A 24,168-nucleotide genomic window follows, 5' to 3' on the forward strand; every position below is an offset into this window, starting at 1 on the left:
TCACTCTGAACTCGTTTCAGAGTCCGTTTGCTACTAATGAAGACATCAGAACTCTAAAACTCGCACGGATGTCCGCCCTCGGGGGCGGTAGGTGGGGGACTTGTGCTAAATCTTGACTTTAGAAACACAGAAGTGATTGACTTAAATAACGTGAAAAGATTCCTACGGAATGACTTGCTAAATGAGCTTATGCCCTCACAGTAAATTGCATAAAGTTTCGTAGAGGTGATTTGAGGGATACTGAAATCAGTTCGGCATGACTCTCCGAATAAGCTTTTTTGGACAGTCGTCCTGAACTCGTTTCAGGATCCGTTTGTTATTAGGACTCAACAGAGGTTTAAACCTCGATCGAAAGTTCTTGTTCTTGCTCAGTTTTTTAGTTGTTATATACAATTCTCTAGTTATGGTATCGAAAATCCACAACCTTTCTTTAATCAAAAAATTAAGACGAGTTGGTAGGGAGCAGAAGACTAAGCTTTCTTAGTTTCTTTGTTAAAGCTTATAATTGATTCCATCCTTTTTAACTGTTCAATAGAATCAACAGTTGTCCCTTCACCGGTAATATTTTTATTAATACACTCTATGATTTTAAGTTCCATGAGTTCCATAAGAGACTGAAATGATTGATATGTCAAGCTATAAATATGGTTTATCTCCCTATCAGTTAATGTCTCACATAATAATTTCTTAATTGACTCTTCATTCTTCCAATGTGTAATGTTTCCCTTTTCGAATTTAGTAATCGCGTTGAAAACTGCACCAGTAACTATTGACGTATGTGTTTTATGAAGAGCATACAAATCCATTGGTATGAAGGGGCGAAGTTTTTCGATAGGCTTATTAATATCTATTATAGGTGCGATTATTCGAATGTCTAGTTTCTTTATTTCTTTACCTATTTCGAGCCCCTTTGGGTTTGGAGTGTTAAGGTACTCCATATTTACATATTCTTCTGGAAGAATCGATAAGACTGGATAAAGAGAAGATGGTATTGATTCTCTTACTAGTAAACAAGCTTTCCATAATTGCTCCATAGCCTCTAGCTTTTTTACATTGACCACTTGAATCTGTGATAAGTAGTTGTTTTGGAGGTTACTTAAAGTATTGTTACTTCTCATTAAGTCTTTTCTCAATTCTTCAATTTCTTTTTTAGTTTTTTTGTCCCATGTGGACTTAATTCTTACGATAAATATTTTATAGAATATTGTTAAAACTGCACCTAAAATGATGCTCATACCTCCAAGTAATTGCACTACCTCCATTGTCTCTAGTTTTTCTAGCATTGATTAGTCATTTTTGGTTCGAAGAGTTTGAGTAGTATGTTTATTTTAGAAAGTTGCTTAAAACTTACTAAATAACCTATCTCATTGGTTTAAGCTTAGAATGGTACTTAATACCAAGCCTTTGCGAAACTCCGTGCCCTTTGTGGTTAAATAATCTGTGAGATTGCTTCACGTAGGCGCTTACACTTCGATAAACTTTTACAGGTTTGCAATGACGCTGCGAATGGACCTTTGCGGTAAAAGCTTAGAGCAATCTGATTCTCTCCATTGCAAAATCAATCTATTACTTATAACTTTGTATAACATACAATGTATAACTAATGAAAAACAAGGGGCTAGGTGAGTTCGAAGAGTTGGTGCTTTTGGCAGTCTGTATTTTAAAAGGGGAGGCTTACGGCATTAATGTAAAACAGGAAGTAGAAAAGCACAGCGGTCGCTCCATACTTTTGGGGGCGGTGCACATTACCCTCTATCGTTTGCAAGACAAAGGTTTGCTCAAATCTGAAATGGGCGGCAACACTGAAAAACGAGGCGACAGACGCAAACGTCTTTTTGAAATTACCCCTTCGGGCATGCGCCAATTAGAGGCCGCTCAAGATGTTCGCCAAAAAATGTGGCAGTTGATTCCGCAACTTAATGCAGGTCACTAATGCCTAAGAAGAAATTCAATACGCCTAAACTCGCCAATTGGTTGGCGGCTAAGTGCATCAATAAAATGTACTTGGAAGAGTTTCTAGGAGACTTACAAGAAATTTACGAAGACAGAATGCTGGTCAAAGGCAAGCGGTATGCGCGGTTCATGTATTGGATCGATGCCCTCCATTTGCTTATAGGATTCTCTTCTTTTTCACTTTTCAAAACTCAAAGTAACAACACCATGATGATCAAAAACATGTTTAAAATTGCCTGGCGGAATGCCATCAGGCAAAAGCAATTTACCGTGCTTAATCTGCTCGGTTTAATGATCGGAATCAGCATTTCGCTTACGATTGGCCTTTTCATTCACTATGAAACTACCTACGACACATTTCTACCCGAGATAGAACGGGTGTACCGTGTTAACCAACCCAATATATGGACTGATTGGACCTCACAAATGTCGAACACAGGGCCCAATGTGGCGGTGGCTTTGCGAGAAGAAGTGCCAGAATTCGAGGAAGTCACACGAATCATGTCCTTGGGCTCACAAATCACCAACTATAAAGCCGAGGCTAAAAAGGACAAGTCTTTTGAAGAAAGTGCCTTCTTCGCTGTGGAAAACAACTTTTTCGAAGTTTTTCCTTTTGAGTTTTCAGAAGGAAACCCAAAAACGGCCATTGAAGCACCCAATAGTATAGTGCTGACTCAAAGCACTGCCGAGCGCTATTTTGGTTATGAAAGCGCCATAGGAAAAACGCTTGAAGTAAAACAATGGGACAATACCTGGCAAAGCTTTGTGGTAACAGGTGTTTTGGTGGATGTACCAAGTAAATCTCACCTACAGTTTGATGTTTTGGTATCGCTGAACAGCTACCAATCCCAAATGGACCGTGACGGTTGGAAATGGATCTGGACAGCTTTTGGTACTTATGCAAAGGTAAATGACGGTACGAATATGGCTGCCTTGAGCGATAAGATTCAGGCGATTCCCCCTAAATATGCCCCTGCAACCACGGAACGAATTTTCAACCAGAGTTTTGAAGAGTTTACGGCTGGTAATCCTTGGAAATTGACCTTACAGCCTGTGAAAGAGATTTATTTGTCGGAAGAACCTCCTTATAATGCTTTTGGCCCAGTCGGCAATCCGCAGTTCGTTAAAGTGTTTATGGCCATTGGGATTCTGGTCTTGGTGCTTTCCTGCATCAACTTTATGAACCTTTCTACAGCTCGCTCTTCCAATCGCGCCAAGGAGGTAGGCATCAGAAAAGTGCTGGGTTCCGAAAGAGGTACTTTGATTAAGCAATTCATCTTTGAGTCTACCTTGTTTGTGGCGGTAAGCACAGTGGCGGCACTCTTTATTGTCAATTCATCTTTAGGCTGGTTCAATGCTATTTCGGGGAAAGAATTACTGCTTACACCTTATTTGAGTCAACCTGTTTTTATTGCGGTGTTACTGGTTTTCGTTTTACTTTTGGGTTTTATCTCAGGAAGTTATCCAGCTTTCTACCTGTCTTCCTTCAAACCGATTCAGGTATTAAAAGGCAAAATGAGTGCAGGCTTTAAAGGGAAAGGCATACGAAATGGTTTGGTGGTTTTTCAATTCACCATTTCCATGACGCTGATTATTTGTACTTTCTTCGTCCAGAAACAGCTGAACTATACTTCCAATTTAGACTTGGGCTTTGCCAAAGAGAATGTTTTACAAATCGGCAATATTGAACAAATAGGCTTCGATACCGAGCGCCTCAAAACTGAATTGGCAGCCATGCCAGCCTTTACCAAAGTAGGAAAATCCTTTGGTGTACCGCCTTATGTTGATTCGGGTGATCGGTATAAATCTACAGAACCAGAAGCGCCAGTGGTGGCTTTGAGCAACTTACGTGTAGAAGCGGATTACCTGGATGTGCTAGGTTTGGAGTTTTTGGCAGGCCGTAACTTTGATCAAGCACTGACTACCGATCAATACAAAGTGATTCTAAATGAAGAAGCTGTGAAAGTATTGGGTTGGAGAGGAGATGATCCGACTAGTGCCGTAGGTGAATTTGTGGCTTTGGCATCGGGCAGCGAGGATAAATTCGAAGTGATTGGCGTGGTGAAGGATTTTAATTTTGCCAGTGTACGTCAAGAAATTGCACCCCTAATTTTCATCAACATTGATAACAACAAGGTGTGGGATTATGGCGCTGGCCTGTCTTTCTATTCCATGCGTTTGAATCCTCAAGTTGTCGCCAGTCCTGAAGATTTACAGGCTGTACTCGATCGAGTTGAAGCAAGTATTAAGGCGGTGGATGCTACCATTCCTTTCGAATACAGTTTTCTGGACCAAGAATTTGAGAGTACATTTCAAGAAGAAAGCCGAATGAGCTTAGTGCTCAATATTTTTACAGTATTGGCCTTAATTATTGCCTGTTTGGGGCTATTCGGTTTGGCGGCTTTTTCTGCTGAACAAAGGTTGAAAGAATTGGGTATTCGTAAAGTGTTGGGAGCAAGAATCTCGGAATTGGTGATGTTGTTCTCTTCTGAATTCACCAAGCTATTTTTAATTGCCATGTTATTGGCATCGCCTATAGCTTACTTCTTAGTCGATCAGTGGTTGAGTGATTTTGCCAATCGTACGCCTATTCATATTTGGGTGTTTGCTGTATCTACAGTTGGTACCTTGGCCATCGCCATTGCAACCATCAGTTATCAGTCGCTTAGGGCAGCCCATAAAAACCCTGTTGATACGCTGAGGAGTGAGTAGCGGATAATTGGTATCTCAGGTCTTATTTTTCTAAGATCTGAGATACAAAATCATATTATTAATGGGGGATTATTTCTAGTGGAGAGCGGTTTGTTCAATTGCTTTATTCAAAGAGCTCATCCGTTACATAAAAATAAAACTCTCGAGTACGAGCCGATTTATTGTCATCCCAAGGTCTAAATTTGTTCCAAGCCTTGTAGGCAGATAAATCGATTTTGGCTTTGAGAGTATCCCCATTTACTATCTTGTAAATTCTCAAATAGTGAATTTTTGAGTTGAGTTCATCGGGCGTCATTGCAGTTTGACTACCAAGAGAAATATGCTCTAGAATCTTATGTTTAGACCCACCACCATACTCATTATCATATTGTTTTTCCAGTAAAACAGAGTCTGTCTTTACAGTACTTAGAATCTTTAAGTCACTATTGTCTTCGTTTTCAAAAATTTGATTTTCAGTACTATATGAGATGTGAATAGTGTTTGGACTCTCATTTTGAATATATGCGGTTTGATCGGTATAAAGTATGTCAGGGGACGTTTCTGTGCAGGCGCTAAAGAGAAACAGTGGAAGGGCAAATGAGATTATCTTTTTCATTGAATGTAGTTATTTCGGTGGTAAATGTAATTATTGTATTTCTATTTATGGTAGTTTGAATAGATTGGTTTTTGATTTTTTTCTAAGTAGGCTTTAGTAGGTTAAGTGTGATTGATAGGTTGAGAAATTTTTTTAGGTCAGAGTTGTCAATCTATAGGGCTGTGCACTTCTCTTTTTATCTGCACTTTTATTTTCATTACGGAGGTCTTATCTTGTAAGGTGAGAGAGTTCATTTTTTGACTCATACTAGCTTTTCATAACCTTATAGAATGAGATTTTTTTTACGCATAAGCCTAATCCTAGTTTGTTGCTTCTCTGTTCAGTGGACTGACGCTGAACAATTGGAGCAAAATCAATTTTCTAAATACAGTCAAAAAATTGCGGGCTCCGATTTAGTTATTCCAATGGTACCGATTACCGGAGGCCAATTTAAGGCTGGGAGTCCATTGAGTGAAAAGGGAAGAAAAGAAGATGAAGGGCCTGTTCATCAAGTTTCGGTAGATGATTTTTGGATGGGAAGCTATGAGGTAACCTGGGACCTGTTCGAACTCTTTTTGTACCGTGAAACCGACCATGAACTTTCTGAAGGTGCAAGAGAAGTTGATATTCAGATTGATGGAGTTTCTGGAGCCACCATGCCCTATGTAAACTTCAATAAGCCGGGTTATCCATTAATAAATGTGACCCAATACGCTGCAGCCACTTTTTGTAAATGGCTCAGTGCCAAAACTGGACATTTCTACAGGCTACCTACTGAAGCAGAGTGGGAATATGCAGCTAGGACGAATAATGAAAAGGCATTTCCCTTTGAAGCAAATGCCATTGATGATTACGCTTGGTACAAAGGTAATAGTGGTGAAAATCTACAAAAAGGAGGCCTGAAATCTCCAAATACATGGGGTTTGTATGATATGTATGGAAATGCATCCGAATGGGTTTTGGATAGTTACGACCCCAACTATTATAAAGAAATTGAAGGAGCTAAAAACCCAGTTCTATTTACTGATGAATTATACCCAAGGGTAGTGAAAGGGGGCTCTTTTAAAGATGGTATCGATAAACTAAGACCAGCAGCACGTGATTTTTCTGACAAAAGCTGGAAGAAAAGAGATCCACAAATTCCTAAAAGCCTTTGGTGGTTAACTGATGCCACCCATGTTGGATTTCGCATTGTAAGACCAAAAGTAGCCCCTCCTAAAGCTGAGTGGGAAAAATATTGGGGTAAACCTATTAAAGAATATTAATCGAAATGTTATGAAAGACTTTACTGAAACAAACTTTACTACCAGAAGGAAATTTCTTGAAACTACCGCACGAGTGGCAGGAACGGGTGCCTTGTTAAGCGCACTGCCCATTTCAATGAGTGCCTTTGTGGGCGGAGCAGCAGAAATTAAAGTAGCACTTGTAGGTTGTGGCGGACGTGGAACGGGTGCTGCCTCCCAAGCCATTGAGGCCGATGCTGATGTGAGGTTGGTGGCTATGGCCGATGTATTTGCGGATAGGCTGGAAGAAAGCTTTAAAGGCTTATCGGCAAAATACGGAGAGCAAGGAAAGGTGAAAGTAACGGAAGCCTCTAAGTTTACCAGTTTTGATGGGTATAAAAAAGCCATTGATATGGCTGACGTAGTTATTTTGACTACTCCTCCGGGCTTTCGCCCTCAACATTTTGAATATGCAGTACAGCAAGGCAAGCATGTGTTTATGGAAAAGCCCGTTGCAACTGATGTGGTAGGAATTAAGCGAGTACTGGAAGCAGGCAAGCTAGCCCGCCAAAAGAAGTTGAACGTAGTAGTAGGACTGCAAAGACACTATCAGAAGAACTATAGAGAAGTAGAAAAACTAATAAAAAGTGGCAGTGTAGGCGATATTGTATCGGGGCAGGTGTATTGGAATGGCGCTGGTGTTTGGACAAGGCCACGCGTAGCAGGACAAACCGAGCTTGAATACCAAATGCTAAATTGGTATTACTTCACTTGGATTTGTGGCGATCATATTTTAGAACAACACATCCATAATATAGATGTGGCCAACTGGTACATCGGTGCAAGCCCAATTTCCGCGCAAGGTATGGGAGGGCGAGAAACTCGAATTGGAAAAGATACCGGCCATATTTTCGACCACCATTTTGTAGAATTTGTATACCCAGAAGGTCAAGTAATCTCTAGCCAATGTAGACATCAGCGAGGATGTATGAATAGAGTGGAAGAGGTTTTCCAAGGCACTAAAGGGAATATTACTGTGAACGGTGGAAATATTGGAATTGTAAAAGGAAGAAATGGTCAGTCTATTTTAAACTACAATGGAGAGAACGATATTAATCCATATCAGCAAGAGCATAATGAGTTATTTGCGGCTATAAAGGCAGGAGAGCATCGTTTAGATGATGTTGATTATGGAGCTGAAAGTACCATGACCGCCATCATGGGCAGAATGGCAACTTACTCTGGGCAAGTGATTACTTGGGATGAAGCCATGGCTAGCGATTTAAAGTTAGTTCCAGATCTCAATTCATTTAATGATGAAGCCCCAATTTTACCTGATGCCAATGGAGTTTATCCTGCTGCTGTTCCGGGCAAAACAAGATTCTTTTAAATCCAAAACATGAAACGCAGAAACTTTTTTAAGACAGGCTTATTTGGCGCATCAGCCGCTTTGGTTGCAAATCCATATAGTGCCTTTGCCGATGCAACAACCCAAAGCGGAACGTTTAAACTGAACTATGCGCCACATTTTGGAATGTTCAGAAGTTCGGCCTCTGGTGGTGTTTTGAACGAATTGGACTTTATGCACGAATCGGGTTTTAGGTCCATGGAAGACAATGGAATGAAAGGCCGAAGCGTAGATGAACAAAAGCAAATTGCCAGTAAAATGGAAAAACATGGAATGACCATGGGAGTTTTTGTAGCGCACACCATTTTTTGGACGGAACCAAATTTGACTTCTGGTAAACAAGATTGGAGAGATCAATTTCTGAAGGAAATCAAAGAATCTGTAGAAGTAGCCAAAAGGGTGAATGCCAAATGGATGACTGTGGTTCCCGGGCATGTAGATTTGCGGAAAGACATGGGTTATCAAACTGCCAATGTGATTGAGTCATTAAAGCAAGCGGCAGCTATTTTGGAGCCGCACGGTTTAACCATGGTGCTTGAACCGCTCAATTTCAGAGATCACCCGGGGCTTTTTCTTACGAAATCTGCTCAGGCTTTTGAAGTTTGCAAAGCGGTTAATAGCCCTTCGTGCAAAATTCTTTTCGATATCTATCATCAGCAAATTCAAGAAGGAAATCTTATTCCCAATATAGATTTGAGTTGGGACGAGATTGCTTATTTCCAAGTAGGAGATAACCCCGGAAGAAAAGAGCCAACCACAGGTGAAATCAACTACAAGAATGTGTTTAAGCATATTCATTCCAAAGGATTTAAAGGAGTAGTAGGAATGGAGCATGGCAACTCTATGTCTGGAAGAAAGGGCGAAGAAGCGGTGATTGAAGCTTACCGTCAGAGTGATAGTTTTTAATTGGCTTTAGAACAAAACTACTTTGGGTATATTGGAGAGTGAAAGATTGAAGTTATGATCTCTTACTTTCCTGAAGCTGCCTTATCTAAATACCAAACCAATTCACCATGAGTAGGCTTGATGTAAGATGCTGGATAAAGTTGGCAATCACCCGTGATGTTTAAAATCTCATTCACTTTTTCAGCTTTGGCTTGGCCAGTTACCAAAAAGCAAACTTCTTTGGCATTACTAATTACTGATCCTGTAAGTGTAATTCTCTTTTGACCAGATGTTGGGTGCTCCGCTACTTCACACACTTCTTTTGAAGTAAGCAATTCCATTTGATGAGGAAAAATTGAAGCTGTATGGCCATCTTCTCCCAAACCGAGTATGATCAAATCAAACTGTGGAAGTCCATTGATTGAAGGTAAATTTTCTGTAATCAATTGACCGTATCGAAGGGCCTCTTCGTTCGGTATATTTTCACCGAAAACCCTGTGAATATTTTCTTCCTCTATTTTAATATGCTGAAAAAGAAACTCGTGTGTCATACCATAGTTACTTTCGCCAGAAGTAGGAGGTACACATCGTTCATCACCCCAGTAAAAGTGAAATTTGTTCCATTCTATGTTCTCACAATACTTTTTAGCCAAAAGCTCAAACAAGAGTTTTGGGGTAGAACCACCCGAAAGAGCAATATTAATTCGGTTTGCGGTCGCCTGTTTTTCACACAAATAATCAGCAAAGGCTTTTGCTGTGGTTTCTGGGTTTTTATAGGTCTTAATTTCCATTAGGAGAAAGCTCTAATCGTTTTTAACGGTGGTTACTTCTATAGAGGCAGAAGCTATTTTTATTTTTTCATTACTTGCCCTAATGGCTTCTAAAATTTTAATGTACAGCATGTCTTTTGTGCTTCTTCTCATTTTATAGTTTACAATATACCTCAGCGTAAAGGCCATATAATTTTCATCAAATGACATACTTACCATTGGGGTAATTTGTGCGTTTTCGACATATAGATTTTGCGTCATTTGATTCCAAGCTGCTTGAGAATTCTTCGCAAAATCACCTAAGGATTCTTCCATAATAGCAAGAAAAGTGTCCTTTGCATATTTGTAATCAGATTCAGTTTTAAGTGGGATTTGTATTTCGTCCCATAAAAAAGGGAAGTCTGCCGAGTAATTAAAAACAGGCTCTTTAAACACAAAACTGTTTGAAATCCTTACAATTCTACCATTATATAGGTCGCCATTTACCCATTGCCCAACTTCCATAAGGGTGGTGCGCAAAACACCAATGTCCATCACGTCACCCTTGATTCCGCCCAACTGAACACGGTCGCCAGTTTTATAAAAGTTACCAAATACAATTGCCAACCAGCCAGCTACACTGGTAATTACCTCTTGCAAGGCAAAAGCAATTCCAGCACCTGCAACTCCCAATGCAACCCCAAAACCGCCCAGACGGTCGCTATAAATAGTTGTGATTAAAATGATGGTAAGAAAATAGCCAATGAAGCTTGCAAGTTTTTTAGTCCTGTGTCGATTGTCGGCTGCCTTTATTTTTCCAATAAACCTGCTCTGGATAAATTTGATAAGGATCCAAATAATGGTGATGCCAAGAAAGAGCATAACCAATTTACTGATGGTGGGGTCGTATAGAAGATCTTTGATTTTAGTTTCCATAGGGCAGGAGTAAGCGCTTTGTGAAAATACTTAATGTAATTCAATTTTGAAGAAAATGATCCCAATCCTTTTGAATATGGACTTCTATTTCATTGATGATTACTGAAATTTTGTTTTTAGCATTTATAGTTATAGCGGTTTTTGGAGTTTCCAACGTAGCCAATTGCGATTGAATTAAACTAGCCTGCATGTAGTGAGGCTTTCTATTTGCTAACCTAGATAAAGCTTCGTCTTCAGTTACTTCCAAAAACACCCATGTAATCGCTAACCTTTGAGAAAGGTAATCTCTATAAGATTGCTTTAATGCCGAACAAGCCAAAATGAATTCCGATCGGTGTGCATTTAGAATGTGTTCTACAATAGAGGCTAGCCAAGGCCACCTGTCTTCATCCGTTAATGGAATTCCGCTGCTCATTTTCATCAAGTTGGCCTTCGAATGAAAATCATCTGCATCCAAATAAGGAAGGTGTAAGGATTTAGACAAAGCCTCACTTACTGTGCTTTTTCCTGAGCCTGAAATGCCCATTATTACGATAAGCTTCTTCATATAAACCGTTAAAATTACCGAATATCAGAAAAATATGGGTTGCTCTTTACCTTTGGTTTTATTAAACATGCATAAATCGTTTTTATGCCATAAATTAAGGGGAGTGAAGAGCCTCATTGTCATCATATTGGTTTTCGTTTGCTTTTCTACAAAGGGGCAGAATACAGGAGAACCCTCGTATATCCGAAGTGTTTACTTTGGAGGAGGAAGTTCTTATGTTAATTCACAGCAATCTAAACAGTTACTGGCTTTCCTTGACTCTATTCCGAGTATTCATAATTTTTTGATTACTGTACATAGCCACACTGATAATGTAGGCGGAAGTGAATACAATGAGATACTTTCTGAAGCACGAAGTCAATCGGTTATAAAACTGCTTTTAGAAAATAAAGGCATTAAAAAAGAGTCGATAGAAATTAAAGACTTTGGTCTTTTTAACCCTACTTATGATAACTCTACCAATTATGGAAGACGAATGAATAGGAGAGTGGACATCATCTTTTGGCTCACCATTTAGCTAAACGCACTACCTGTATTCTGGATTCTCGAAACTCCATCTGTTGCCGTTATCCCAATCTTTTCTAGAATTTCCGTAGGCAGAATAGCCACCTGCTTCTTTTAGCATTTTACCCAAGTGCAAAAGGTTGTAGGTCATAAAAGTAGTATTTCGGTTGGTGAAGTCGTTTTGGCTGGCATTGGCTTCTTTATCTAAATAACTAGGGCCTGGACCAATTTCTCCTATCCAGCCACAATCAGATTGCGGAGCAACAGAATAACCAATATGCTGTAGTGCGTACAGAATGGACATGGCATTATGTTTTACACCGTCTTCATTGCCTGTAATTACGCAGCCACCCACTTTGCCATAAAAAAGGTATTGTCCTTTATCGTTTTGCATGCCACTCATGGCATAAAGACGCTCAATCAGTTTTTGAGCTACCGATGATTTTTCACCTAACCAAATAGGCGTACCTACAATGAGGATGTCAGCTTCTAAAACACGCTTTACCAGTTCTGGCCATTCGTCTTTTTCCCAGCAATGCTCGGTCATATCGGGGTAAACACCAAAGGCTACTTCATGATCTACCAAGCGCATGTGATCAACAGTCACGCCTTCCTTTTCCATTATGTCCATCGAAACCTTCATAAGTCCATCAGTATGACTTTCTTCGGGCGATTTCTTAAGTGTGCAATTAATATATAGTGCTTTTAGGGCTGTAAAATCTATGTCATTCATAATCATAAGGTTTTCTTTAAAGAGTATAACTAGGTTAACTTGAATATGTTGAATTGTTTATCAGGGGGAGATCATAATGCCGCTGTGTTTGCTTGTTCTGTTCTACACATTGCGTAATGATTACCACGATCAGATATCTTAAGTATTTAATTTTCAGGAGGATGTATTTTTGGTATAGGGATAGTATAAGATGAATTGGACCAAATTTTATAATCATGAAAAAGATGCCAAGAATTAAAAATGAAAAACAATACGAAGCCCTGAGAGACCAAGGGATGAGTAAAGAAAAGGCTGCTAGAATTGCCAATACGCCCGATAGCGGGGTAAGGGGAGGAAAGGCTAAACCTTATGAAGAACGTACCAAAGCTGATCTTTATGATAAAGCGAAGCAAGTAGGAATTGAGGGGCGTTCTAAGATGAATAAACAAGAATTGATTAATGCCCTTCGTGAAGACTAAAAAAAGGCCGCCTAGAAGTAGATTATCAAACCAAAAACTTGCTTACAACGCAAACTTCTATCTACTTTCAAGGCAACCTATATTCTTTTGAGTATCAAGATTCAAACGGTGTTTATACTGTTTGCTCCTTGTGCTTACCTTCGGCCACTTCTTCAATTACTTTGGCGTTGAAGGCATTTAGATCTTCTGGACTACGGGATGTTACTAATCCTTCATCCACTACTACTTCCATATCAACCCAATGTGCACCAGCATTTTCAAGGTCTTTTCGAATAGAGGGGAAGGATGTCATTTTACGGCCTTCTACTACTTCTGCCTCGATTAGCATTTGAGGGCCATGGCAAATAGCAGCAACTGGTTTGTGGGCCTTAAAAAAACTCCTGATAAACTCAATTGCCTTGTCATCCCGTCTTAAAAAATCTGGGTTAATAACCCCACCCGGTAACACCAAGGCATGGTAGTCGGATGATTTTACCTCATCCAGAATTGCATCTACATTAATTTCCTTACTCCAGTTTCCATTGTTCCAGCCCTTAATCGTTCCGCTCTTAGGAGCGACAACATGGGCGGTAGCTCCAGCTTTCTCTAAAGCTTGTTTAGGAGATGTTAGCTCTGATTCTTCAAAGCCATTTGTAGCTAAAATGGCTACTCTTTTTCCTTTTAAGTTTTCCATTTCTGTTTGCTTTGATTTTTTGTAAGAATGATTCTGTCCAGACATAGACATAAAGTGCAACATCATTATAGCCTACATCTGTTTAGTGTAGACTGTTTTAGTGAATGCTTAGAATTCATCATTGGTGAGCCCAGTAGGTTTTCTACTGGGCTACTTCATACTAAAGGGAGTCGATGAAGTCTTTCACTTCTTCTTTAGTCTTGCCAGTTCTCTTTTGAATTTTACCCAGCAATTCGTCTTCCTGTCCTTCAGCATATGTTAAATCATCATCGGTAAGCTCACCATACTTTTGTTTCACTTTACCTTTAAGTTGATTCCAATTTCCTCTGATTTTATCTGTTGTTGCGCTCATAATTTTTTGATTTAGTGTTGTGCCATTATAGTTGCAACAGCCATACCATAGAAGGAAACCTGGAAACGGAATGATTGTAAGTGTTTGTGATTTAGTGTGTTAAATAAAGATGTGCTCGGGTCTAAAAATATAGTGTTCTGAATTACTGTGAGGCTTTTTCTACATGCTATGGAACTAGTTGCACACTATGTGGTTCAATATCTTTTTAAATAAATCAAGATGTTTGGCAACCTTTTCCAAATTACATGAGTATATTGTTTACAAAAGTGATGATAATGTTATTCCAATGAGAGGAACACACCTAGGAGAATTCGAAGAACTAGTGCTTTTGGCAGTTGCCGCACTCAATGATAACGCTTACGCTGTGGTAGTAAAAAGCGAAATTGAAGAGAAGGCCGATCGAAAAGTAAATATTAGCGCCATCCACACCGCTCTTTATCGGTTAGAAGAAAAGGGCTTTTTAGAATCCAGTGTAGGAGGGGCAACTAAAACTAGGGGAGGAAAAAGCAAGCGTTTTTTTAAGGTTACCGCTTACGGCTTTAAATCTTTGAGAGAAGCCCAATCGCTGCGTCAGTCTTTTTGGAGTGTTATTCCGCAACTATCAACTCAAGAATGAAACAACAAGCACCTCCTTTACTACTAAGGAAACTACTGAAACGGATTATTGCCTATGAAATCTACGATGAGGTAGAAGGTGATTTAGCCGAACTTTTTCATGAGCGATTGAATGAAATGAGCACAGCGAAAGCCAAGTGGCTATACTTCATTGATGTGCTTTGCTCGCTTCGCAACTTCAACTTAAAACGAAAACTCACATTTTATAATCCACTGGTCATGTACAAAAACTATTTAAAAATTACCTTCCGAAATTTGCTCAAATACAAGGGCTATTCATTCATTAATATTTTTGGGCTTGCTTTAGGTATGGCTTCCTGCCTTCTCATTCTTCTTTTTGTAAACAACGAGCTCAGCTTCGATGGCTTTCATGAAAAGAAGGCCAATATCTATCGACTAGACGAGGTGCAAAGTTTTGGAGCCGTTTCAGAACAGAAAGTAGCGCTTTCAATGTATCCAATGGGGTCAAGCCTGCTGCTGGATTACCCAGAAGTGATTGATTTTGCCAGATTTTGGGGAACGAATAGAACTTTGTTGAAACATAATAATCAACCCTATTATGCTGAAAATTTAGCTCGTGTTGATACTTCGTTTTTGAAAATGTTTGACTTCAAACTTGTTGAAGGGAATAAGGCAACTGTTTTTGAAGAACCCAATAATATCATCATAAGCGAATCACTGGCTAAAGTGATTTTTGGTAATGAAAACCCTATGGGCCAACTGATTGATGTGGATGATGACAGAGAAAATCAGATGAAAGTTGCTGGTGTTTTTGCCGATACTCCTGATAACTCTCATTTACAATTTGATGCCTTGGTCAGTACAAAACTTTGGGAGGAGGAAAATAGAGGGAACTGGGGATGGAATTTTTTAAATACCTACATTCAGTTGGCAGATAATGCTGACGCTGAGAAACTGGAAGCCAAGCTTGACGATTTCTTAGTGAAGTATTTGGGAGAGGATATTTTGAATTCATACTCTTTATTCCTTCAACCTCTATCTGATGTTCATTTAGGTTCAATGGACATAACCCACGATTATTATAACCATAAGAAATTCGACCGTAGCTCAGTGAATATTTTTCTGATTCTGGCATTTTTCGTTTTGCTCATTGCCAGTATCAATTTTATGAATCTGTCTACAGCCAGAGCGGCTACCCGATCTAGAGAAGTAGGTGTTAGAAAATCCATAGGTGCATTCAAAGGTCAAATTACTGGGCAGTTTATGATGGAGTCCATCATGTTATCTTTCATCGCATTGGGTATTGCCTTTTTATTGAGCTGGGCGGCAATAGCTCCACTCAACGGAATTATTGATAGAAATCTTGACCTGAGTCTCTTTTTCCAACCCATTAACCTAGCCCTTGTTTTGATTGTAACTACGACCATAGGGTTGCTGTCAGGTGTTTATCCTGCTTTGGTAATGTCTGGCTTCAATACGGTGATGGCTCTAAAGGGAAGTGGAATGAAATCAGGAAAGTCGTTTTTTAGGAATGCATTGGTAGTGTTTCAATATGCTATTGCCATTACAATTATCATTGGTACCGTTTTGGCCACTGAACAGCTCAATTATATGCAAAATCTCGATTTAGGTTTTAAAAAGGATTTAGTTGTTGCTGTAAATATGTATAGCGATACAAATACCAAATATGATTTGTTGAAAACCGAGCTAATGAGCCAGAAAAACATTACCAATGTAACGGCTACTAAACAGCGCTTGGGCAATAACCTACATCAAAATGGAATGCAGTATAGGTCGGATACAGCATTAATAACGGGAGTTACTTCTTCTGTAGTAGTAGATCATAACTTTATGGATTTCTATGAGATGGAAGTAGTAGAAGGAAGGGCTTTGAGTGAAGAGTACGCCAATGATAAAGCAGGTTTAAGTTTTGTTGTAAATGAATCATTAGCAAAAGAACTGGGAGCTGGCGGTAAAGAGGTATTGGGTATGGCCTTTCATTACGATGGCATGGATACTTTAGGGGCGATTGTGGGAGTGGTAAAAAACTTCAATTACAATAAATTAAATCTGAAAGTCGATCCGCTCTTTCTTTCCTATCAAGAATGGGGTTGGAGTGAGGTGAATGTAAAGCTCAAAGCAGATAATATCCAAGAAGGGCTTGCTGAAATAGAGTCGGTATGGTCTACACTTTTCCCTCAGCGTCCATTCGAATATCAATTTTTAGACGACCACATTGATAAAATGTACAGGTCTGAGCAGCAGCTTACCAAAGTAATCAGCATTTTGTCTGTCTTGGCCATTATTATTGCTTCTTTAGGGCTTTTCGGTTTGGCTTCATTCACTGTAAAGCAAAGACTAAAAGAAATGGGAATTAGAAAAGTTTTAGGTGCTTCTGTAAGCGAAATAGTAATGATTCTTTCAAAGAAATTCACAGCCCTGGTTTTGATCGCATTTCTTATTTCTGCACCAATTACTTACTACTTAATGGAGGGATGGTTAGCAGGTTACGCCTATAGCGTAAGTATTGGAGTCGGTATTTTCTTGATTGTAGGTGTAGGCTCTTGGTTCATTGCCTTGCTTACTGTCAGTTTTCAGTCTTATCGTGTGGCCAGTTCAAACCCTGTTGAAACTTTAAGGATAGAGTAAGGCATTGAATTAGTCTTTATATCTTTGGGCATGCCCCAAAATATAGCAGTTATTGGAGGAGGGGCGGCAGGATTTTTTGCCGCCTTTTCTTGTAAAACCCATTCACCCAATGCTAGGGTGGTCATTTTTGAGAAAACAGGGAAGTTGCTCTCTAAAGTAAAGGTTTCTGGAGGTGGGCGCTGTAATGTAACGCATGCCTGTTTCAATAATAATGACTTAGTTAGATTCTATCCAAGAGGCGGCAAGCAGCTTAAGAAAGTGTTTGGACAGTTTACCACAACCGACACAGTGGCGTGGTTTGAAGAAAGAGGAGTACAGCTAAAGGCTGAAGCTGATAACCGAATGTTTCCGATTACAGATAACTCGCAAACGATTATCGATTGTTTTTTAAAGGAAGCGAATAAGCTTGGTATTCAAGTAGTAGTTAATGCCAATGTCAATTCTATTCAGTCTAAAAACCCTGGCTTTGATTTAAAAATTGGAGACAAGACTCAGTATTTCGATAAGGTAATAGTTGCTTCTGGCGGAAGCCCAAAAGCACAAGGCTTTGACTGGTTGAAAGCTTTAGGGCATGAAATAATTACTCCAGTTCCGTCATTGTTTACTTTCAATATGCCCAAAGAATCCATTAAGAACTTAATGGGACTATCTGTTCCAAGTGCTACGGTGCGTGTTCAGGGCACTAAATTGCAGCAATCGGGGCCATTGCTGATTACCCATTGGGGAATGAGCGGGCCAGCCATATTAAAGACTTCTGCATGGGGTGCCCGTGTGCTTTCAGATCTTAATTATGATTTTAAAATTCAGGTCAACTGGTTGGGAACAATGAATGAAGAAGAGTTGCGAACTTGGTTTGTTAATTCACTTCAAACGATAGGGAAAAGGAAAATTAGGAATAAGAATCCGTTGGATTTACCTAATCGACTTTGGGATTTCTTTTTAGAGAAAGTAGAAATAGATGGAGAGGGCATTTGGGCGGAACTTGGTAAGAAAAACCTCAATAGGTTAATTAATCTACTGCTCAATGATACTTATGAGGTGAAAGGAAAAACCACCTTTAAAGAGGAGTTTGTTACTTCTGGAGGCGTAGCCCTTTCTGATGTGGATTTCAACACCATGGAAAGTAGAAAATGTCCCGGTTTATTCTTTGCAGGCGAAGTGATAGATGTAGATGGAGTAACGGGAGGCTTTAATTTTCAAGCTGCTTGGAGTACTGGTTTTGTTGCAGGCAAAACTTCAGAATAATTTTATTAGACACAAAAAAAGAGCTCCTGAATACTCAGAAGCTCTTTCGAGTTGATCTACTCAAAGTCAATTTAGATTTTCACAAGCTCGGCTTGAATGTTATACTTGTCTATAATTCGTTGTGTAAACTGCATGCTACCGTGAGGAACATAAATCTGGAATTCACCACTTTTCATTTTAGCCAATAACTCAAGCACCTTCCATTTACTGGCCAATTCGCTTGGGTCAACATCTTTTTTAGAAATTTCGAAGTATCCTTTTCCACCCCATTTTTCACCAGTAATATCTGGAATCAATTCAGACTCGTGATTTTGGCCTACGATACTTGCAGGTACTTCATAAGGTTCAATAGTAGCTTTTATGTCAGTGTAACCTCTGCGCAAAAGCTTGCTAATTACTTCTTCAATTTTCTCATCGTACTTTGAACCTTTAGATTCTGCTGTCATAACTTCTTTTTTGGATTAGAAATCCGTTCAATTAAACAAAATATTTCAAAAAAGCAGGGTGTTGAATCATGCTCATCGAGCCCTACTTTATGTAAATTCTATAGATTTTAGTTTCCCTCAGGAGGGGTAATCATTATATGAGCCCGGTGTGTTCCAGGAAACATCAACCACGGATGGCCTGGGCCATTAGGTCTTAGAGGTAAGCCTGTAGAGGCCTGAGTGGCATTCGGTGTATAGATCACATATCTATAACTTGCGCCTTCAATTTCTTCCGTTTCAGGATTGTATTTGGCATCTTTGCCATAATAAATATGAAGCACAGAACCGTAATTAGGCATTTTTAAGGTGCCGGCCTCTGCTTCTTCTTCTCTTATATTCAGTATTTCTCCTCGGCCTTTTCCTTTCGATTTTAAATCACGCCCACGGGCCATAAAAGGTTCGGCATCAACTCCATAACATACTACTTCAAAGCCTTCTTGATTGGGATCGTCAGAACGAACAATGAAACCATTGGTTCCTTCACGCAATGTGATGAACTTTCCGTCATTGTCAAATCCATAAACATGAGCACCATCTCTCACTTCAACAGGAGCTGCCAACAACGCCATTTTAATTTGATCGGCCCTATTGTCTTGAGCATTACAGCTAACACACAGGATTATAAAAAAACAAAAAGGAATAAATTTCAGGAGTCTCATTTGCGCAGATATGCCGCAATATACGAATAGTCTCGCATTTTACAGAATCTGCAATAGGTTTGAATTAAATAACAGTAAATAAATTGTTATTTTAGAGGGTTTTACCCAAAAACTTAAGCCTCTGTTATCGAATTTCGTTTCGAAAAGCCAAAATAGATACTACCTGATATAAAAACTTTTGTCATCTTTAGCCTAACTCAGTATACTGCTTATATGGAAAAATCAATCTATCGCACCGTTAACTATTCAAAGACCCTCATTACGGAATTAATGATTCCATCTTATGCCAATTTTGGAGGCAAGATACATGGAGGTACCATTCTGTCTTTGATGGATAAGGTAGCTTATGCTTGTTCTGCTAAACATGCAGGTGGATATTGTGTTACTGCTTCGATGAATGTAGTTGATTTTTTAGCACCTGTTGAGGTGGGCGATTTGGTGCATTTACATGCTTCTGTAAATCATGTCGGTACATCTTCTGTTACTGTAGGAATAAGGGTTGAAGCGGAGAGTATTATTACAGGAGAAGTGAGACATACCAATTCTTCTTATTTTACCATGGTACGGTTAGATGCAACTTCTAAAAAGGCTATACCAGTCCCAGGATTAATTTTAGAAACCAGAGAGGACATGAGACGCTTTTTAGAGGCCATGAAAAGAAAGGAGTTAGTACAAGAATACAAGGCCAACTTCAAAAACACTGTGGATAGCTTAGACTTGAATCGTATCGAAGAATTGTTAAAGGACCAGAACTGCCAGATACAAGGGACTTAAGCTCGATTCTATTCAGAAATAAAAGCTACACACCGTACCGCACTCAAGTTCTGACTTATGGTTGTCCAATGCTGGCCTTTGTCCATTGAGGTATAGAGGTTGCCATTATTGGTGCCGAAAGCCAAAGCATCACCCTTAACGTCCATTGCATCGCGCAAAACCAAATCAAAAGCGGGGTTAGGAAGTCCATTTTCGAGCGACTCCCAGTTTTTCCCAGCATCTTTTGTATAATAAACGGCTAGTTTTTGCTCATGTGGAATCCTTAAATGATCGCTTTGTGCTGGAATTACCCAAGCTTCATAATCATTGTCTTCCGCAATGACCATCGCAAAACCATACACTGCTTTCTCATTCTGGTCAGTAATGTCTTGCCAAGTTTTCCCGAGGTCTTCAGAGCGATAGATTCCACAATGGTTTTGTTGCCAAAGCACATTGGGGTTTGTTTTTGATTGACAAATCGTATGCGGATCGTGGCCTACTACGCTTTCTGTATTGGGTAAAAAGAAAGCTTTGAGTCCCGTATTGGTCGGTTGCCAAGTAATGCCGTCATTAAAAGTTTGAAAAACGCCAGCACAGCTAATGCCTACGATTAAATGGTCTTTATTTTCTAAGCTGGAAAGAACGGTATGTAAAAATGGGGAGTTGCTTCCTTTTCCACCGCCTTGCCAACTGGCGCGAGAAGGGTGGTTGCTGAGGCCATTCATTTCGTTCCAACTTTTGCCTAAATCATCAGAATAAAATAAGGCAGCGGGTTCAGCACCAAGATAGAGACGTTGAATATTGCCAATATTTTGAGATTCAATCGTCCAAATGGATTTGAGTGTAAAGGGGCTTTCTGTTGAAAATTTGGGGCTGCTCACTTCAGTAAAGGTTTCACCCATGTTTGCTGAAACATAAACCTTTGGCCCCCAGTGTTTGTGGTTGATCGCTACCCACCAATGTTGATTTTTATCGGTATGAAAAGCACCAATAGGCATTCCTATAAAGTGAATGTCGGCCAAAACCCATTCGCTGTTTACTGCTTGCTTGAAAATAAGCAAGCCCTTGTCTGTGCCTACTGCTAACTTCATTATCCTCCTGATATGGCTTGTATTATGTGAATCTGAGCCGATTTTGGTAGTGCTGAATGTGCCTTCTCATCATAAGGTTCATCGTCAATATAGAACTTAACGTGTTCTCTGATCTGACCTTTTTCGTCAACCAAATAACCTTGTATTCCTTGGTGTTTTTTCTCTAGTTCCGAAAGAAGTGTTTCAATGCTGTCCGCTTCAATGTATTCTTCCTTTAAGTTAGGGAAGAAGGTTTTGAGGGTAGATGTAAACATTACATGAGGCATAAGCTCAAAGCTATTAAAATCTGTAAGAATTCAATTCAAAGTTAAGCTTGACCAAAATCACTTTTCCCGCCTGTCTTTTTGATCAAACGGGTGTTTTCAATTTCGATATTATGAGAAAATGCTTTGCACATATCATAAACCGTTAAGGCAGCCACTGAAGCGCCTGTCAAAGCCTCCATTTCAACCCCAGTTTTCCCAAAGGTTCTGGCTTCACAGGTAATTTCAACCTGAAGATTTTCTAACAGTTTAATGTCAATTTCAACTTTGCTCAAGGGCAGATTATGGCAAAGTGGAATCAATTCTGAAGTTCTCTTTGCTCCTTGAATGCCGGCAATAATAGCGGTTTGAAAAACAGGGCCTTTTAAAGTTTTGATTTCACCTTCAGCAATATGAGCCTTCATTTCTTCTGGCAGTTGGACAATGCTTTGAGCAATGGCGGTACGTTTGGTCTCCGCTTTATCGCCAACATCTACCATGGTGGGCTTATTCCGATCTATATGGGTGAATTCTTTGCTCATGATTTAAAACAGATTTCTAAAAGGTACAAAATCATAGACTTCTCCTGCTTTGAAAACCGACTTTTCAGCAGGAAGAATTACAAAACCATCGGCCACAGCAAGATTAGCGAAATCTCCCGATCCATGTCCGATAAATGGTGAAGCCGTTAAGGTTCCGTTTTCATCAATGGCAATGGCGCATTCTAAAAAGTAGGTAAGTGGGGGAGGGAAATTGACTTCTTTATTGAGTTTAACTTTAATGTTTTTTGATTCAACTTTCAGCGAAGCATTTACCCAGGCTTGAATATATACCGAGGTGCACATAAATGAAGAAACTGGATTGCCTGGCAAGGCAAAAATGGTGGTTCCATTGGGTGCAGTACCAAACCAAAAAGGCTTTCCTGGTCGCTGATTTACTTTGTGAAAATGCTTCTGAACTCCCAGTTCCTCTAAAATTTCAGGCAGATAGTCAAACTTTCCCTTCGACACACCACCCGATAAAACAATGCATTGATAGGTTTCGATCAAGGCTGCCAAATCTTCTTTCATCACAGCCTTGTTGTCATTCATATGATGCATGGAGGTTTCTATGCCATATTGATTGAGTAAGGCCTGAACTCCGTAATTGCCAGACCTTCTAATTTGATGCGCTTCAGGTGTGGTTTCTATAGGCACTAATTCATCGCCAGTGGTGATGATTACAGCTTTGGGTAGAATAAGTACCGAAAGTTCAGCCTTTCCAATGGCTGCTGAAATATTCATTTCAGGAGCACCTAATCGAATTCCTTTTTTAAGAAGGATATCACCCGATTGTTTATCCATTCCCTTGAAATGGACGTTTTGTTGAGGCTTAACCGTTTCAATATTAACGGTTGCCGTATCATCTGTAATCGTTATGTCTTCATAACGAATAACGGTATCGAGACCGATGGGCATCATAGCACCCGTCATAATCTGGACACATTTAGCTGTATTCTTGACGGTGTATTCTGGTGTGCCTGCCGGAATAGTTTTTTCGATTTTAAAGCTACGTTGCCCTTTTTCAAACTCGGAAAAGGCAATGGCAATTCCGTCCATTGTTACTCGGTCAAAAGGAGGGAAGGGACGATCGGCTTTGAGGTCTTCGTTTAAAATTAGACCTACACAGTCCTTCAATTCTCTTTGTTTAACCAAAGGAACGAAAGGGTGACTTTTAACAATATTAAGTGCTTCTGTAAACTGAATGAATTCCATAAGGTGATTTTATCCGCCAATGGTGGCCATTGATTCAAAAGGATTTGATGATTTTTGTTGGGCTTCGAACCCGTCTTTTGCTCTGTTATTGAACAGCGTTCTGAATTGATTTCTAATTTCTTCATCCGTAGCACCAGCCCGCATAAAATCTCTAAAACTGAAGCTACCACCATCGTAAAGACAGGTTTTTAGTTCACCTTTTGGCGTTAACCTTATTCTGTCGCAGGAATGGCAAATGGTACGTGTATAGGCTGGAATAATTCCGAAACTTCCTTTGGCATTCGGTAATTGATAATTGAGTGAAGTGGAACTTTCTGGATCAGGAAGTTTTTCAACATTAGGGTAATGGCCTTGAATATGCGCGAGAATTTGACGGGCATTCCAGGTGATTGACGTGAACTTCTTTCCACCTCCGTTGAAAGGCATTTCTTCAATAAAACGAACGCTTACCTTGTGCTGTAAAGTGAGTTCGCACATAGGAATGATGTCATTAATATTGTGCTCTTCCATTACCACCATATTGATTTTGGTTGTAATTCCTGAGTCCATCAGCGCATGAAACGAATCCATTACCTGATCAAATTCGTCTCTTCTTGTGATTTTTAGAAACCGCTCTTTATCCAAGCAATCAAGGCTAAGGTTGATCGCATCAATCCCAATCGCTTTGAGTTTGGGTAAATGCTCAGTTAAGCTGGTTCCGTTGGTAGTAATGTTTACGGAATCAATGCCCTCAATGGTGCTGATGGTTTCAATCAATTCCATTATGTCCTTACGAACGAAAGGTTCACCACCCGTAATCCTTACCTTATTGATGCCCATTTCTGCCAGAATGCGCGTCAGCCTTTCCATTTCTTCGAAAGAAAGAATTTGGCTTCGATGGCTGAAATTCAGTCCTTCTTCGGGCATACAATAAAAGCAGCGCAGGTTGCACCTTTCAGTTACTCCTAATCTCAAATATCTGAGTTGTCTGCCGTGATTATCGTAAAGCAAGTGTATCTTCGTTTTTA

Annotated in this window: 26 protein-coding genes; 11 read left to right on the forward strand and 15 right to left on the reverse strand. The window is 39.7% G+C overall.

Going from position 1 to position 24,168, the window contains the following annotated elements; all coding sequences use genetic code 11:
* Positions 1 to 470: 470 nt before the first annotated feature.
* Positions 471 to 1,283 carry a hypothetical protein gene (locus AAC026_RS08395; protein WP_339696960.1) on the reverse strand — a complete coding sequence of 271 codons (813 nt, stop codon included), beginning with the start codon at positions 1,281 to 1,283 and terminating at the stop codon, positions 471 to 473.
* A gap of 320 nt (positions 1,284 to 1,603) precedes the next feature.
* Here AAC026_RS08395 and AAC026_RS08400 point away from each other — a divergent pair, with 320 nt between their 5' ends.
* Both AAC026_RS08400 and AAC026_RS08405 read left to right on the forward strand, forming a co-directional pair.
* On the forward strand, positions 1,604 to 1,933 hold the full coding sequence (locus tag AAC026_RS08400; RefSeq protein WP_339696962.1) for a helix-turn-helix transcriptional regulator: 330 nt from the start codon (positions 1,604 to 1,606) through the stop codon (positions 1,931 to 1,933).
* Positions 1,933 to 4,665 (forward strand): ABC transporter permease, encoded by a 2,733-nt coding sequence (locus AAC026_RS08405; RefSeq protein WP_339696964.1) that lies wholly within the window; start codon positions 1,933 to 1,935, stop codon positions 4,663 to 4,665. The genes AAC026_RS08400 and AAC026_RS08405 overlap by 1 nt, the downstream gene beginning before the upstream one ends.
* A 103-nt stretch (positions 4,666 to 4,768) precedes the next feature.
* On the opposite strand, the gene AAC026_RS08410 is transcribed toward AAC026_RS08405, so the two are convergent.
* The gene (locus tag AAC026_RS08410; protein ID WP_339696966.1) at positions 4,769 to 5,260 is read right to left on the reverse strand and encodes a hypothetical protein; all 492 of its coding nucleotides are present in this window, start codon (positions 5,258 to 5,260) and stop codon (positions 4,769 to 4,771) included.
* Between the two features lie 269 nt (positions 5,261 to 5,529).
* Here AAC026_RS08410 and AAC026_RS08415 point away from each other — a divergent pair, with 269 nt between their 5' ends.
* From AAC026_RS08415 to AAC026_RS08425, 3 genes are read left to right on the forward strand one after another with little or no spacing between them, the layout of a single operon-like run.
* On the forward strand, positions 5,530 to 6,504 hold the full coding sequence (locus tag AAC026_RS08415; protein WP_339696968.1) for an SUMF1/EgtB/PvdO family nonheme iron enzyme: 975 nt from the start codon (positions 5,530 to 5,532) through the stop codon (positions 6,502 to 6,504).
* Positions 6,505 to 6,514: 10 nt separating this feature from the next.
* A complete protein-coding gene (locus tag AAC026_RS08420; protein WP_339696970.1) occupies positions 6,515 to 7,852 on the forward strand; it encodes a Gfo/Idh/MocA family oxidoreductase in 1,338 nt (445 codons plus the stop codon).
* 9 nt (positions 7,853 to 7,861) lie between these two features.
* The gene (locus tag AAC026_RS08425) at positions 7,862 to 8,776 is read left to right on the forward strand and encodes a TIM barrel protein (RefSeq protein ID WP_339696972.1); all 915 of its coding nucleotides are present in this window, start codon (positions 7,862 to 7,864) and stop codon (positions 8,774 to 8,776) included.
* A gap of 62 nt (positions 8,777 to 8,838) precedes the next feature.
* On the opposite strand, the gene pgl is transcribed toward AAC026_RS08425, so the two are convergent.
* Genes pgl through AAC026_RS08440 form a run of 3 tightly spaced genes read right to left on the reverse strand, consistent with a single transcriptional unit; the run spans position 8,839 to position 10,987 of the window.
* Positions 8,839 to 9,546, reverse strand: coding sequence for a 6-phosphogluconolactonase (gene pgl, locus AAC026_RS08430; RefSeq protein WP_339696974.1), 708 nt, complete (start codon positions 9,544 to 9,546; stop codon positions 8,839 to 8,841).
* Between the two features lie 12 nt (positions 9,547 to 9,558).
* Entirely contained in the window at positions 9,559 to 10,440 is an 882-nt protein-coding gene (locus AAC026_RS08435) for a mechanosensitive ion channel family protein (RefSeq protein WP_339608902.1), read from the reverse strand.
* A gap of 40 nt (positions 10,441 to 10,480) precedes the next feature.
* Entirely contained in the window at positions 10,481 to 10,987 is a 507-nt protein-coding gene (locus tag AAC026_RS08440) for a gluconokinase (protein WP_339696976.1), read from the reverse strand.
* A gap of 103 nt (positions 10,988 to 11,090) precedes the next feature.
* Between AAC026_RS08440 and AAC026_RS08445 the strand changes: the two genes are divergently transcribed.
* A complete protein-coding gene (locus tag AAC026_RS08445; protein WP_339608904.1) occupies positions 11,091 to 11,504 on the forward strand; it encodes an OmpA family protein in 414 nt (137 codons plus the stop codon).
* Positions 11,505 to 11,513: 9 nt separating this feature from the next.
* On the opposite strand, the gene AAC026_RS08450 is transcribed toward AAC026_RS08445, so the two are convergent.
* Positions 11,514 to 12,224, reverse strand: coding sequence for a flavodoxin family protein (locus AAC026_RS08450; protein WP_339696978.1), 711 nt, complete (start codon positions 12,222 to 12,224; stop codon positions 11,514 to 11,516).
* Between the two features lie 215 nt (positions 12,225 to 12,439).
* Between AAC026_RS08450 and AAC026_RS08455 the strand changes: the two genes are divergently transcribed.
* Positions 12,440 to 12,682, forward strand: coding sequence for a Rho termination factor N-terminal domain-containing protein (locus tag AAC026_RS08455; RefSeq protein WP_339696980.1), 243 nt, complete (start codon positions 12,440 to 12,442; stop codon positions 12,680 to 12,682).
* Between the two features lie 112 nt (positions 12,683 to 12,794).
* Here the strand turns inward: AAC026_RS08455 and AAC026_RS08460 are convergent, their stop codons facing one another.
* Positions 12,795 to 13,355, reverse strand: coding sequence for a type 1 glutamine amidotransferase domain-containing protein (locus AAC026_RS08460; protein ID WP_339696982.1), 561 nt, complete (start codon positions 13,353 to 13,355; stop codon positions 12,795 to 12,797).
* 160 nt (positions 13,356 to 13,515) lie between these two features.
* Complete coding sequence (locus AAC026_RS08465; RefSeq protein ID WP_339608559.1) at positions 13,516 to 13,707, reverse strand: CsbD family protein; 192 nt, start codon at positions 13,705 to 13,707, stop codon at positions 13,516 to 13,518.
* Positions 13,708 to 13,993: 286 nt separating this feature from the next.
* Between AAC026_RS08465 and AAC026_RS08470 the strand changes: the two genes are divergently transcribed.
* Genes AAC026_RS08470 through AAC026_RS08480 form a run of 3 tightly spaced genes read left to right on the forward strand, consistent with a single transcriptional unit; the run spans position 13,994 to position 18,177 of the window.
* Positions 13,994 to 14,323, forward strand: a complete 330-nt coding sequence (locus tag AAC026_RS08470; protein ID WP_339608560.1) for a PadR family transcriptional regulator — start codon at positions 13,994 to 13,996, stop codon at positions 14,321 to 14,323.
* The gene (locus AAC026_RS08475; RefSeq protein WP_339696984.1) at positions 14,320 to 16,932 is read left to right on the forward strand and encodes an ABC transporter permease; all 2,613 of its coding nucleotides are present in this window, start codon (positions 14,320 to 14,322) and stop codon (positions 16,930 to 16,932) included. The genes AAC026_RS08470 and AAC026_RS08475 overlap by 4 nt, the downstream gene beginning before the upstream one ends.
* A 30-nt stretch (positions 16,933 to 16,962) precedes the next feature.
* Positions 16,963 to 18,177, forward strand: a complete 1,215-nt coding sequence (locus tag AAC026_RS08480) for an NAD(P)/FAD-dependent oxidoreductase (protein WP_339696986.1) — start codon at positions 16,963 to 16,965, stop codon at positions 18,175 to 18,177.
* A 71-nt stretch (positions 18,178 to 18,248) separates the two neighbouring features.
* Here AAC026_RS08480 and AAC026_RS08485 read toward each other — a convergent pair whose 3' ends face one another.
* Together AAC026_RS08485 and AAC026_RS08490 are read right to left on the reverse strand one after the other, a co-directional pair.
* The gene (locus tag AAC026_RS08485) at positions 18,249 to 18,623 is read right to left on the reverse strand and encodes a hypothetical protein (RefSeq protein WP_339608563.1); all 375 of its coding nucleotides are present in this window, start codon (positions 18,621 to 18,623) and stop codon (positions 18,249 to 18,251) included.
* Positions 18,624 to 18,730: 107 nt separating this feature from the next.
* Complete coding sequence (locus tag AAC026_RS08490) at positions 18,731 to 19,231, reverse strand: hypothetical protein (RefSeq protein WP_339696988.1); 501 nt, start codon at positions 19,229 to 19,231, stop codon at positions 18,731 to 18,733.
* Between the two features lie 303 nt (positions 19,232 to 19,534).
* On the opposite strand from AAC026_RS08490, the gene AAC026_RS08495 reads away from it, so the two are divergent.
* A complete protein-coding gene (locus AAC026_RS08495) occupies positions 19,535 to 20,095 on the forward strand; it encodes an acyl-CoA thioesterase (RefSeq protein ID WP_339608565.1) in 561 nt (186 codons plus the stop codon).
* An 8-nt stretch (positions 20,096 to 20,103) separates the two neighbouring features.
* On the opposite strand, the gene AAC026_RS08500 is transcribed toward AAC026_RS08495, so the two are convergent.
* The 5 genes from AAC026_RS08500 to moaA are packed head-to-tail and all read right to left on the reverse strand — an operon-like array spanning position 20,104 to position 24,151.
* Complete coding sequence (locus AAC026_RS08500; protein WP_339696990.1) at positions 20,104 to 21,165, reverse strand: glycosyl hydrolase; 1,062 nt, start codon at positions 21,163 to 21,165, stop codon at positions 20,104 to 20,106.
* The gene (locus tag AAC026_RS08505) at positions 21,165 to 21,419 is read right to left on the reverse strand and encodes a hypothetical protein (protein ID WP_339696992.1); all 255 of its coding nucleotides are present in this window, start codon (positions 21,417 to 21,419) and stop codon (positions 21,165 to 21,167) included. Before AAC026_RS08505 ends, AAC026_RS08500 begins: the two co-directional genes overlap by 1 nt.
* Positions 21,420 to 21,472: 53 nt before the next feature.
* Positions 21,473 to 21,949, reverse strand: coding sequence for a cyclic pyranopterin monophosphate synthase MoaC (gene moaC / locus AAC026_RS08510; RefSeq protein ID WP_339696994.1), 477 nt, complete (start codon positions 21,947 to 21,949; stop codon positions 21,473 to 21,475).
* Positions 21,950 to 21,952: 3 nt separating this feature from the next.
* On the reverse strand, positions 21,953 to 23,161 hold the full coding sequence (locus tag AAC026_RS08515; protein WP_339696996.1) for a molybdopterin molybdotransferase MoeA: 1,209 nt from the start codon (positions 23,159 to 23,161) through the stop codon (positions 21,953 to 21,955).
* A 9-nt stretch (positions 23,162 to 23,170) separates the two neighbouring features.
* Positions 23,171 to 24,151 carry a GTP 3',8-cyclase MoaA gene (moaA, locus tag AAC026_RS08520; RefSeq protein WP_339696998.1) on the reverse strand — a complete coding sequence of 327 codons (981 nt, stop codon included), beginning with the start codon at positions 24,149 to 24,151 and terminating at the stop codon, positions 23,171 to 23,173.
* Positions 24,152 to 24,168: the final 17 nt, after the last annotated feature.

The sequence above is a fragment of the uncultured Roseivirga sp. genome, assembly GCF_963973945.1.
Classification (GTDB): Bacteria; Bacteroidota; Bacteroidia; order Cytophagales; family Cyclobacteriaceae; genus Roseivirga.